The 12486-nt window shown below is 61.7% G+C and carries 9 protein-coding genes; 7 read left to right on the top strand and 2 right to left on the bottom strand.

Features of this window, described 5'->3' with window-relative positions; genetic code table 11:
• The first annotated feature begins 64 nt into the window (after positions 1 to 64).
• From ftrA to NDK18_RS00715, 6 genes are all read left to right on the top strand, one after another.
• Entirely contained in the window at positions 65 to 1039 is a 975-nt protein-coding gene (gene ftrA / locus NDK18_RS00740) for a transcriptional regulator FtrA (RefSeq protein WP_250622974.1), read from the top strand.
• Positions 1040 to 1051: 12 nt separating this feature from the next.
• Complete coding sequence (locus NDK18_RS00735; RefSeq protein WP_250622975.1) at positions 1052 to 1915, top strand: DUF72 domain-containing protein; 864 nt, start codon at positions 1052 to 1054, stop codon at positions 1913 to 1915.
• Entirely contained in the window at positions 1902 to 2183 is a 282-nt protein-coding gene (locus tag NDK18_RS00730; protein WP_250622976.1) for a hypothetical protein, read from the top strand. Before NDK18_RS00735 ends, NDK18_RS00730 begins: the two co-directional genes overlap by 14 nt.
• 549 nt (positions 2184 to 2732) lie before the next feature.
• Positions 2733 to 4631: a S53 family peptidase gene (locus tag NDK18_RS00725; RefSeq protein WP_250626793.1), complete on the top strand. Its 1899-nt coding sequence runs from the start codon at positions 2733 to 2735 to the stop codon at positions 4629 to 4631.
• A 467-nt stretch (positions 4632 to 5098) separates the two neighbouring features.
• The gene (locus NDK18_RS00720; RefSeq protein ID WP_250626792.1) at positions 5099 to 5521 is read left to right on the top strand and encodes an SRPBCC family protein; all 423 of its coding nucleotides are present in this window, start codon (positions 5099 to 5101) and stop codon (positions 5519 to 5521) included.
• A gap of 132 nt (positions 5522 to 5653) precedes the next feature.
• Positions 5654 to 7030 carry a serine hydrolase domain-containing protein gene (locus tag NDK18_RS00715; RefSeq protein WP_250622979.1) on the top strand — a complete coding sequence of 459 codons (1377 nt, stop codon included), beginning with the start codon at positions 5654 to 5656 and terminating at the stop codon, positions 7028 to 7030.
• Here the strand turns inward: NDK18_RS00715 and NDK18_RS00710 are convergent.
• Positions 6978 to 7856 carry an alpha/beta fold hydrolase gene (locus NDK18_RS00710; RefSeq protein WP_250622980.1) on the bottom strand — a complete coding sequence of 293 codons (879 nt, stop codon included), beginning with the start codon at positions 7854 to 7856 and terminating at the stop codon, positions 6978 to 6980. The genes NDK18_RS00715 and NDK18_RS00710 overlap by 53 nt on opposite strands.
• 90 nt (positions 7857 to 7946) lie before the next feature.
• The gene (locus NDK18_RS00705) at positions 7947 to 8582 is read right to left on the bottom strand and encodes a 4'-phosphopantetheinyl transferase family protein (protein WP_250626791.1); all 636 of its coding nucleotides are present in this window, start codon (positions 8580 to 8582) and stop codon (positions 7947 to 7949) included.
• A gap of 560 nt (positions 8583 to 9142) precedes the next feature.
• On the opposite strand from NDK18_RS00705, the gene fabD reads away from it, so the two are divergent.
• Positions 9143 to 12466 (top strand): ACP S-malonyltransferase, encoded by a 3324-nt coding sequence (gene fabD / locus NDK18_RS00700; RefSeq protein WP_250626790.1) that lies wholly within the window; start codon positions 9143 to 9145, stop codon positions 12464 to 12466.
• Positions 12467 to 12486 lie beyond the last annotated feature (20 nt).

The following is a 12486-nucleotide window of genomic DNA, read 5'->3' as shown; positions in this document are numbered from 1 at the left end:
AGGCTATTGTTCTGCCGGCCGCGTTGCCGGACAATTGGCAAGATTGCCATTAGTCGATCAAATCATGCCAAAGCCGAAAAGCGTTAAAAGAAACATCAATCCTCTCGTCGTTGCGCTTGTGTACGATGGCTTTTGCATGTTCGAGTTTGCGTGCGCCGCCGAAGTTTTCGGTCTTCCACGACCCGAACTGGGCGCAAACTGGTATCGCTTTGAAACGTGCTCGGTGGGTGGACGCAGCGTGCACGGGCAGTACGGGCTCAAAGTCATCCCCGATGGAGGCCTGGATCGTCTGGCGGCTGCCGATACCATCATCATTCCCGGCTGGTCGGGAGTCGACGTATCGGTTCCTGCCGCGATCATCAAGGCGTTACGCGCGGCGCATTCAAGGGGCGCGCGTCTGCTGTCGATCTGCTCCGGGTCATTCGTGCTGGCAGCTGCGGGCCTTCTGGAAGGCAAAACCGCGACGACCCATTGGCGCTACGCCGATGCCCTCCAGCGTGGCTATCCCGGCATTCGTGTGGATCCCGATGTCCTTTATGTGGATGAGGGCCAGGTGCTCACTTCTGCAGGAAGTGCCGCAGGGCTCGATCTATGCCTTCATCTGGTGCGTCGGGATCACGGCTCCGAGACGGCCAACAACGTCGCGCGACGCCTGGTCATCCCTCCCCACCGCGATGGTGGGCAAGCGCAGTTCGTGCAGCACCCGGTGCAAAAGCGCGAACGAAGTTCCCTGTCACCACTGATGGACTTCATGCGCAGCCGACTCGACCAGACCTTTACCCTTGCAGAGCTCGCCCGCATGGCCGCCATGAGCGAGCGCACCTTCATTCGACGTTTCAAGCAGGCTACCGCTGCCACGCCAGCGGATTGGCTGACGGGGGTCAGGGTGGAACGGGCACGCGAACTTCTTGAAAATTCGCTGCACTCGATCGATTCGATCGCCGAACAGACCGGCTTGGGCACTGCGGCAACGTTACGCCATCATTTCCGGCGCAGACTGGGAACATCCCCGACCGCGTACCGCAGTCGGTTTGCATAGGCATCCGCTGGCATGAAAAAGCCCAAGGTGATCGCACCAGCAGACCCGAGCTTTCGCATCGGTTGTGCTGGCTGGTCGATCCCTTCCGGGGAAGCGGGTCTCTTTCCCACGGATGGCAGCCACCTGGAGCGCTATGCGCAGGTTTTCTCCTGCGTGGAGATCAACACGTCTTTCTATCGTTCGCACCAGCCGAAGACGTATCTGCGTTGGGCGAACAGCGTGCCCGATACATTCCGCTTCAGCGTAAAAATGCCGCGCACCGTTACGCACGAACTGCGGTTGCGGAGATGCGAAGTTCCCGTACGCGGCTTTCTTGACGAGGTGGCTTCGCTCGGGAGCAAACTGGGTTGTATCCTCGTCCAGCTGCCGCCCAGCCTTGAGCTCGATGAAAACGACGCTGTGGTCTTTTTTTCCCTGCTGCGTAAGTGCACTCCGGTATCCATCGCCTGCGAGCCACGTCATGCCAGCTGGTTCACGCCGCGCGGCAGCTCGGTGTTGAGCAACGCAGGTATCGCCTGCGTACAGGCGGATCCGCCGCCGGTCGCCGGCGGCGAATGCGCAGGCGACGAGAGCCTGCTCTATATTCGGCTGCACGGCTCGCCCCACATGTATTACTCCGCTTACGACGAAGCATTCCTCCAGGGCGTGGCGGCGCAGATGCGCGTGGCCCGGAAGGAGCAACGGGATGCATGGTGCATCTTTGACAATACGGCCCGCGGTGAAGCCATGCCCAACGCGTTGACCCTGCTGAAGCGGCTCGGGCATGCAGACGGCCATGGCCAAGGGCCAGGACTTCTTCATCGATGCGCACGAACCCACTGCGCCCACACCCGCGCCGCCGAAGACCAAGGTGCGCATCTTCATGGTGACCGATAGTGGCTGTGCGTCGGCCTGCCTGGACGCATCGGATCTCTTCCTCGCGCTGGGGGCCATCCACGTAGGGCAGGAGACCAGCGCCGATACGGTGTACATGGACATACGCCAGCCGACGCTGCCAAGCGGTCATGGAACGCTGCACGTCGCAATGAAGGTGTACCGAGGGCGCCAGCGCGGAAACAACGTGCCGTTGCTGCCGCGTTACCCCTACCAGGGCGACCTGGCCGATACGGATGCGCTTGAGCACTGGATCGCAAGATTGCCATGACACTCGCCCGCGACATGGCGCGGGCGTCACTACGAAACTGCGCATAAACTGCAACTTGTGGCCAATGTATCTCGGGCATTTATGAGGCATGGGTCACAAATACCGATAGTACCCATCTCCGATCTCGTCCGAGAAAGGTGTTCGTAAGCGAACACAAACGGAAGTAATGACGCTGCATGAAAGCGCCATTCCGGGCATTCGCGACGAGCAGCAGCTTTGAGTTCTTACGCTTGCGATCAGGTGATCGGCCGCTCGATCCCTGTTACGCACACACTCAATCAGCCAGCAAGACGGGGAGACACTACAGTGAGATCAAACACGATTGGCGGTCGGTTGGCCGCGAAAGCGTTATTGACGATGCTAGCCGCCGGGATTGGCGCCACGTTCGCGATGCATGCTGACGCGGCAACCGTCGGGTTATTGTCGGCGCCACAGATCAAGCAAATACCCGATGACAACGACCGCGTCGCGTTGCCGGGGAACATTTCGCCCTTTGCCACCGCGGAAAATGATCGCGGCCTGACAGCAGACAGCCTATCGCTTGAGCACATGCAACTGCTCCTGAAGCGTCCCGATGATCGCGAAGCTGCACTGCAGCAGTTCATGCAGGAACAACAGACCAAGGGATCGGCCAACTATCGTAAATGGCTTACCGCTGACGAGTTTGGCCAGCAGTACGGTGTATCGCAGGCCGATATCGATGTGGTCACGAACTGGCTGAAGGCGCATGGCTTCACTATCAACAACGTGTATCGAAGTGGCACTTTGGTCGATTTCTCGGGCACGGCAGGTCAGGTGCGCCGCGCGTTCAATACCGAGATTCATCACCTCAGCGTGGGGAATGTCGATCACATCGCCAATATGAGCGATCCGCAGATACCCTCTGCACTCGCTCCCGTGGTAGCCGGCGTGGTGTCGCTCAATGACTTCCGTCCGCATACCAACTTCAAGCCGCACGGCAACTACACTTTCACGAGCAGCGGGAGTACATACCAGGCCGTTGTGCCAGCGGACCTTGCGAAAATCTACAACTTCAATCCGGTGTTCACTTCCGGTATTACCGGCACGGGCCAAACCATCGTGCTGATCGAGGACACCAACGTGTACTCGACCGCCGATATCACGACCTTCCGTTCAACCTTCGGGTTACCTGCAGCGACGTTCACCCAGGTACATCCTGGAAGCTGCAGCAATCCCGGGGTCATCACCGGAAACGACGGCGAGGCGGAACTGGACGTTGAATGGGCCGGTGCCGCGGCTCCGGGTGCTGCGCTTGAGCTTGCCTCCTGCGCGGATACCTCCACTACCTTCGGTGGCCTGATTGCGATCCAGAACCTGATCAACGCAACGGGTACTCCGCCAGCCATCATGAGCGTGAGCTACGGTGAGTGCGAAGCGGAGAATGGCGCCACTGCCAACGCAGCGTATGTTTCCACGTACCAGCAGGCGGCCGCGGAGGGCGTGTCGGTTTTCGTTTCTTCCGGTGACGAAGGCGCGGCCAGTTGCGATGCCAATGCAACGCATGCCACGCATGGCATCGGCGTCAGCGGTTTCGCATCGACACCGTACAACGTAGCGGTGGGCGGTACGGACTTCGGTGACACCTATGCCGGTACCAACAGCTCGTACTGGAGTTCGACCAATAGCTCCACCTACGGCTCGGCGCTGTCCTACGTTCCTGAGATTCCGTGGAACGATTCTTGCGCAAGCGTGTTGATCAGCAGCAAGAGTGGTTACAGCACGCCATACGGCACCAGCGGCTTCTGCAACAGTGCGACCGGCAAGGCGGACTACCTCACAACGGCGTCGGGCAGTGGCGGCCCCAGCGGCTGCGCCAGTGGGACGGCCTCAACGAGCGGGGTGGTAAGTGGCACCTGCCATGGCACTGCCAAGCCTTCGTGGCAAGCGGGCTTCCTTGGCAATCCGGTCGATGGCGTGCGTGACATTCCGGACGTGTCCTTGTTTGCAGCCAACGGCGTGTGGGGCCACTACTACGTCTATTGCTACAGCCACACCGCTGGCGGTGGCGCGGCTTGCACGGGTGCGCCGAGTGGCTGGGCTGGCGCGGGCGGCACGTCGTTCGCTTCGCCCATCATGGCCGGCATCCAGGCGCTGGTGAACCAGAAGATCGGCGCGAGCGTGGGCAATCCAAACCCGACCCTGTACTCACTTGCCGCCACCGAGTATGGCAGCAGCGGCAGCACGTCGTGCAACTCGAGCAATGGCAGTGGCGTCGGAAGCAGCTGCGTCTTCTATGACGTCACCCAGGGCGACATGGACGTGAACTGCACGGGCACGCACAGCTGTTATCGCCCCTCCGGGACCAACGGCGTGCTGTCGACGTCCACGACAAGCTACGCGAAGGCGTATGGCACAAGCACGGGTTGGGATTTTTCCACCGGCATCGGCACGGTCAATGCGGCGAATCTGGTAAACGCTTGGCCATGATGTGAGTTTTGGTACTCGAAGAATGGCGCCTTCCGGAACTCCCGGAGGCGCTTTCTTCCCCGCACAAGATCAACTGCCCGAGGACACGGCGATATCGCCGTCGACATTCGCCTGGTCTGATCAGACTCGACCTTGCGATAGCCCCTTCGGCCTGGAACAGGAGGGAGCGCTGGACATGCGGAAGTCCCACGCGGATACCCCACCCGATAACCTGCCAGGGCGACCGTAGCGGCCCCATGACCAATGGAACTGGCTGGAAACGCCAAACGACGAAACAATGACTATTCGTTGTTGAAAAGCGGAGCCAGCATCGCAGCCGAGCGGCTTGGCCATACGCACGTCGTCTTGCTCGGCACCAAGCCATTGGGCTTCATCATCGTCCACGATGACGAGGTGGAGCGCCTCGCGCTACGAGAAACAACTGCGATAGAACTGCCCGGACACCCGGCGTATCAAGGATCGACTCCATGCCGAGCTATCAGACCTCCATCACCATCGACGCCTCGCCGGAATCCATCTGGCAGATCCTAACCACGGTTGTCGCGTGGCCGCGATGGCTGCCCACCGTCAACTCGATCGAGCCACTGGATGGTGACACGTTGGCGATTGGCCACCGATTCCGGATACGCCAACCCAAGCTGCAGCCGGCCACCTGGGTCGTTTCGAAAGTCGAGCCGAATCGACGCTTCGAGTGGCGAGCCAGTAGCCCCGGTGTCCTGATGGTGGCGGACCACGTAATAGAGAGTTTGGCGCCCGGTAAGACCTCGGCGTTTCTTCGTTTCGAGTTTAGAGGCGTAGTTGGAAGCCTGCTGGGCCTCCTTTTTTCTTCGACCACCCAACGCTATATCCAGCAGGAAGCGGCTTCCCTGAAGGCAGCGGCCGAACGGTGACTTAAGGCCAGGACATTCCCTCGTGTCCCGGCAGCCACCTTTCGTCCCCAATTCCCCCTCATCCGCCCCTTTTCCCTGGCGCCGGGCAGGCGTTGGGGTGAAGGTGCTGCCTCGACCGAAGGGGAGGGGAGCATGGTTTCTCGGGGTAGCAAGATCGTTGTCGGGACGATGGTGGTGCTTGGCGCCGCGGTGATGGGCTTCCAGGCGCTGTCCGGGGGAGACCTCTTCCGGACGGCCACGAATTCGGTCAGTCGATCGCTTTGCGGGGCGGCCTTTATCTCCCAAGTGGACCCCGACCGCATCTTCAGGGAGGAGCAGCTGCCCAACATGCGCAGCATCGGCTGGGCTGTCCATTACCACGTGGACCGGGAGCAGCGCGAAGTGCGGACCACGGTGCTGGGGGCGTTCGGCGCGCGGGCTGTCTACCGGCCGGGGTTGGGCTGCCTGCTGGTGCATGGCGGCGATGCGGTGCCTGATGTCGCCGGACTCGGTGATGGCAGCGACACTGATGGCACCAGCGTGGCCGACCCGATGGGCCCGAATGTGGTCGAGCCCAACGACCCCGCGATTCGCCAGGCATTCGACATCGCTTTCTCCGAGCCTGACGTCAAGAATCCGCGGCTGACCAAGGGCATCGTCGTGCTTCACGACGGCAAGCTTATCGGCGAGCGCTATGCCCCCGGGTATGGCCCGCAGACACCGATCTGGGGGCATTCGCTGACCAAATCGGTCACCAATGCGCTGGTCGGGATCCTGGTGCGCCAGGGAAAACTCCACATGGACCCGCGGATCGACCAATTGCTGCGCATGGACAGCGGGTTGCCTTTCGATGAAACCGGCGGTCCGCTCAACCCTATGTCGCGCATGTTCTTCCTCGAGAACGACATGGCAAGGTTTGCGGCAGGGCAGCCTCTGGCTCATCCGGCTGGCAGCACCTGGGCGTACAGCAACCTTGGCTACGTGCTGCTGTCGCGCATGGCGATGGACGCCGCCGGCGCCCGCGATGCGGTAGCCGCCGAGCGCTTCGTACGGAGCGAGCTTTTCGCACCGCTGGGCATGCGGCATGCGGTCATCGAGACCGACGTCGCGGGCACGCCCGTGGGCTCAAGCCACGTTTATGCCTCGACCCGGGATTTCGCCCGGTTCGGGCAGCTCTATCTTGACGATGGCGTGGTCGATGGCCAGAGGATCCTGCCCGAAGGCTGGGTGGGCTACAGCCATTCGCAGACGCTTGATACCGGTTACGGCGCGGGCTTCTGGACCAACCTGGTCGACAAGGGCAGCGTTCCGGTGTGGGACGCTCCCTGGGAACTGCCAGGGCTACCCAGGGACACCTATTTCGCGCGAGGCGCGTTCGGCCAGTACATCGTGATCGTTCCGTCGGAAAGGCTCGTGGTGGCGCGCCTTGGGATCAGTGTCAACGGCGGCACGGGCATCGCCGAAGTGGTCGCGAAGATCATCGCGGCACTGCATTCGCCCCAAGAAAGCCGTTCACAAGCTCGCTTATAAGAGGATTGCCCGCGAGGTTGTAGTGGGTCGCATTGGGCACGATCGCCAACTGGTTTACTGAGCGAAGCGAGCCGTCGATCCCCGCATCGCGCTGGCCGCCGCCAAGCAGCCTGTAGAACTGGACGATGTGCTCGAAGCGCACCCCATCGGCATCGGCAAACACGAGCAGGGTGCGAGCCTTGATCTGGCGCACCCCGGAGCTCCAGTCGAACGGCTGCCTGGCCATCTCGCCGATCTTCCGGAACAGCTTCGTCCAGTCGACGTCGGGATACATCTGGCCCATGGGCGAGGCCTTCAGATGCTCGCCAATCATCGGAGCATTGGCTTCCAATTGGGCGAAAGCGGCTTGCCCTTCCGGATACCAGCCATCGTTGCTGATGACCGTCGACAACACGATCAGACGATCGACCACGTCCGGGTGACGAATGGCAGTCTGCAGGGCGACGCCACCACCCAGTGAATAGCCAGCGACATCGGCCTTGCCGATACCCAGGTGTCGGATAAGCGCAGCGATGTCATCGGCGAGGAATTCGCATCGCAATGGGCGTTCGGTATCGGGCGTCCGCCCGTGGCCCTGAAGATGCGGGGCGATAACTTGTCGGTCCTTGGCGATGCCTGCGACATTCCCTGCGAAAGCCTCGGTGTCCGCGCCGCCGTGCAGCAGGATCAGCGGCTTGCCGCTGCCATGCACCTGGTAGAAGAGGTGCTGGCCGTTGACGTCGGCGAAATGGGCGTTGGGCATGGCAACCGGCTCCTTGGCTTGCAGGTAAAGCGGTGCCATCGATACGCCGGCCGCAAGGGCCTGGACAAATGTGCGCCTGAGCATGGGGTCCCCCCCTATCGCGAACTCAGCCTAGTTTACCCCAGCATCAACGGCATGCAAGAACTTGCGGTTACCGTAACGGGATGTCCTAAATCACCACACGAAGTATGTCAGCACGGCATTCGGGTCAATGAAACAGAATCCTATATGGCAAACCCGCCGCAGGAAGAAGGTATCGCTCAGCGCCTCGGTCAGCTCCAGCGACAGCATGCCGCGCTCCATATCCAGGTGAACCACACGAGCCGCTCTGAAATCAAAATAACGGCCGACTTCACTGAACGCACTCTTGAACAAACTCTCTTTCGCAGAGAATGCGATCGTGAGTAATGCGTTCAGGGACAGCACGCCGGTTTGTGTTTGCAGATAGAAAAGCTCTTCGGAGCTGATCACCGTTGCCTTCAAGGCAACGCTTGCGTCTTCGCCTACGACTTGCTCGATGTCGATGCCCACGCCGGAGCATTCGCCGGCAGGCACGACCGCCGCGGCCGCCAGGGTACGCGTATGCGAAATGCTGCCAACGATACCTGGCGGCCAAACAGGCTCGCGCGAAGCACCCACGCGCACCTCGGTTTCGACGACGCCTAGCTCCCGTAAAGCGTGACGAGCCACCAACCTGCCGAAATAGAACTCTGCCTGGCGCTTATGGACACTACGCGCAACATTGGCCGGGCAGGCAATGCCGTTGATCGCAAAGAACTCGGCATTGAACGATGCCATGTCGAAGCTCATCAGATGGATCGGAAGATTTATTCCACGGGACGTCGACACCGACACGTAATCGAATACATCGCAAGAACTTACTAATTGCAAAGTGCGATACATAGATTGAAGAACCGTAAAGAGAAATCGATCACGTATTACGCGGACATTGTTGGGCGCAAAAACGGCAAATTCGTCTTGTTCGCGACATTAGTGCCTCATGATAGCGTTCTTCGTCCTACACGCTGTCCGCACTTTCTCGAAAGAAGCGTCCTTCGTTTTTTACAGGAGTAAGTATGCCTACTGGTTTTCGTCCATCGGAAACGCCATGCGAAGTGGTGCCCAACCAGGAAGGTATGTATTCGACAAAGCGATGTGGACTGACATGTGCCCGACATCGCTGGACGCTAGCTTACGTCGTTAGCGACGACGCACATTTGCCTTTGCGTCCCGGATAGCCCGTAGAGGGTTGTCCTTGTGCCTCTGAGGGGAGGGGATTGGCTGCTTAGGTCAGCCATGGAGTCCGGATCTACCTAGCCGTATATACGGCCGGGCGGGCGGAGCCATGGGCCAGTATGGATACGTTGCTCGTGAAAACCGTAATTTCATTCGCAGGGCAGGGGTGCCATCACGCAGGGATGGCGCGGGAATTATTCGAGGGCGACGCATGCTTCCGCTCAAGCATGCGGCACGCCGATATAGTCGTGCGCGAGCGTTGCGGCGAGTCCGTGCTGGCGGTGCTGTTCGCCGAAGGCGGTGCCGGGAGCGCTTCGTCGTGGCGTCTGCTGCATAGCCATGCCGCCATCTTCATGGTGGAGTACGCACTGGCGATGTCGCTGGCCGAGCGCGGCCTGCATTTTGACCTGGTGCTTGGTGCGAGCCTGGGAACCTACGCTGCTGCCGCCATGGCCGGATACATCGACGCGGACGATGCACTGCTCGCCGTGGTAGAACAGGCGCTCGCCGTCGAGCAGCATGCCGAGCCGGGACGCATGATCGCGGTGGTGGGCGAACCGCTGCGTTACCTCGACGACGAACTTCTCGCCCTGTGCGAAGTCGGCGCGCGCCACTTCGCTACGCACACTGTCCTCTCGCTGCCGGAAGCCAACGGTGCGCAGGTGGAATCCCTGCTGCAGCGTCGCGGTGTGGCATTCCAGCGGCTTCCCGTCGCGTTTCCCTTTCACTCCCGCTGGGTCGACGCGGCGCGGGCGCCGTATGAGGCATTCCTGCGGACCCTGGCAACGAAAGCCGGCCGTGTGCCGCTTGCCTGTTGCGCTGCCGGCGACGTCTTGCATGCGGTGCCCCCTGACCATTTCTGGTCCGTGGTGCGCGACCGGATCCGCCTGCCGGAAACGCTGACGGCCATCGGCACGCCGGAAGGCTGTCGCTACATCGACTTAAGTCCTGCATCCACGATGGCCACGCTCCTGAAGTACGCATTGCCGGAAGGAACGCAGATCCATTCGATCATGTCGCCCGCTGGCGGCGACCTCGCACGACTCGATGCACTGGCGCCGCGCTCATCGCGAAGCGGACAGGTACGTAACGGACAGCTACCGGAGTCACCCAGCATGAAGGCAGTCATCTTTCCAGGGCAGGGCTCCCAGTTCAGGGGCATGGGCAAGGACCTCTTTCCGCTCTTTCCCGAGCAGGTGAAGAGCGCTTCGGAGATCCTCGGGTATTCGGTGGAAGATCTCTGCCTCAACGACCCTGAGGGCCTGCTTTCAAAGACCCAGTACACACAGCCCGCCCTGTACGTTGTCAACGCGCTGCACTACTACCGGGCACAGGCAACTGATGGGGAAGGCGGGACCACGAAGGCTCCGGCGTTCTTCGCCGGCCACAGCCTGGGCGAATACAACGCCCTGCACGCGGCGGGCGTGTTCTCCTTCGAAACCGGGCTTCGCCTGGTCAAGAAGCGCGGCGAACTCATGGGCGGTGCCAGTGGCGGCGGCATGGCCGCGGTGCTGGGTGCTTCGGTGAAGGAAATCCGCGGCGTGCTGGACGAGCATCGCCTGGACGGCATCGACATCGCCAACCTCAACACGCCCACGCAAACGGTGATCGCGGGTGACCACGAGGCGCTCGCCGCGGCGGCCGAACTGTTCTCGCGGATGAACCTGCGCTACGTGCAGCTCAATGTCAGCGCGCCCTTCCATTCGCGGCATATGCAACCGGTGCAGGCGGAGTTCGCCGAGTTCCTTCGCGGGTTTTCCTTTGAGGCCCCCAAGGCAACCGTGATCGCCAACGCAACCGCGAGGCCGTACGACGGCGCCCGCATCGCCGACACGCTTGCCCGGCAGATCGCCACCCCCGTGCACTGGGTGGATTCCATCCGCTACGTGATGGGCAAGGGCGAGGTCGAATTCCAGGAGATAGGCGCCACGATCCTGTCGAAGATGGTGAACGAGATACGCAGCACCCAGACGCCAATCTTTGATGACGTTGGGTTCGACGACGCGGAAGGCGACGCAATCGTCGTGCCCGCGGACCTGCTAGCGGGTGATGCTGGAATCGACGCGCGGATCATCGGCGAGGAACACGGCGAAACATCCTTGATCGAGGCGACATCGCTGGGCAGCGCCGCATTCAGGCGCCGCCACGGCGTGCGCTACGCCTATATGACCGGCGCGATGTACCGCGGCGTCGCCTCGGCCGAGCTCGTGGTGCGGATGGGCAAGGCTGGGTTCTTGAGTTTTTTTGGCGCCGGCGGTCTGTCGCCGGCCAGGATCGAGCAGGCCATCGTGCGCATCCAGGCGGAGCTTGCCGCGGGGCAGCCCTATGGCATGAACCTGCTGGCGAACTATGAGCACCCGGCGCTGGAAGAAGCGGTGGTCGATCTCTACCTGCGCTACGGCATTCGCAACGTGGAGGCGGCCGCGTTCATGCAGATCACGCCCGCCCTGGTGCGCTTCCGTCTGCAGGGGCTGCGCCCGAATGCGCAAGGCGAGCCCATCTGCGGGCACCGGGTGATCGCCAAGGTGTCGCGTCCGGAAGTCGCGCGGGCCTTCATGAGCCCGCCTCCACGTGCGATCGTCGACCGCCTGCTCGAACGCGGCCAGATAACAGCCGAGCAGGCGGCACAGTCGCAATGGATCCCGATGAGCCACGACGTTTGCGTCGAGGCCGATTCTGGCGGCCATACGGACGGCGGCATCGTGGCGGTGATGCTGCCGCCGCTGATGCGCTTGCGCGATGAGATGCAGGCGGCCCACGCCTATGCCGAGCCAATCTGCATGGGCCTGGCCGGCGGTATCGGCGGCCCCGAGGCCGCCGCCGCGGCCTTTCTCCTCGGTGCCGACTTCATCGTCACCGGCTCGATCAACCAGTGCACGGTGGAATCGGGCATGAGCGCCGATGGCAAGGCGCTGCTGCAGGCCATGGACATCCAGGACACCGAGTACGCGCCCGCGGGCGACATGTTCGAGATCGGCGCGCAGGTGCAGGTACTGAAGAAGTCGGTGTTCTTCCCGGCACGGGCGAACAAGCTGCTTTCGCTCTATCGCCACCACGAGAGCCTGGACGACATTCCCGAGCGCACACGGCGGCAGCTGGAGACGACGTTCTTCAGGAAAACGTTCGACCAGATATGGGATGAGACCCGCGCCTTCTTCCGCTCATCGGGCATGGAGCACGAGATCGCCAAGGCCGAGGCAAACGCAAAGCACAAGATGGCCCTGGTGTTCCGCTGGTACTTCGCCTACTCAACGCGCATCGCCATGGAAGGGAAGGGCGAGGACCGCGTCAATTACCAGATACAGACGGGCCCCGCCCTGGGCTCGTTCAACCAGTGGGTGAAAGGAACGGCGTTGGAGCCGTGGACCGCGCGCCACGTGGACGACATCGCCGCCCGGTTGATGGAAGCCACGGCGGACCATCTCAACCGTTCCTTCGCGCGGTTACGCCGTGGCTGATAACGAAACGAAACACCTGG

Source organism: Pinirhizobacter soli, from assembly GCF_015905305.1.
Classification (GTDB): Bacteria; Pseudomonadota; Gammaproteobacteria; order Xanthomonadales; family Rhodanobacteraceae; genus Pinirhizobacter; species Pinirhizobacter soli.
Note: the sequence above shows the minus strand (reverse complement) of the source record. Positions and strands in the feature narration are given on the sequence as shown.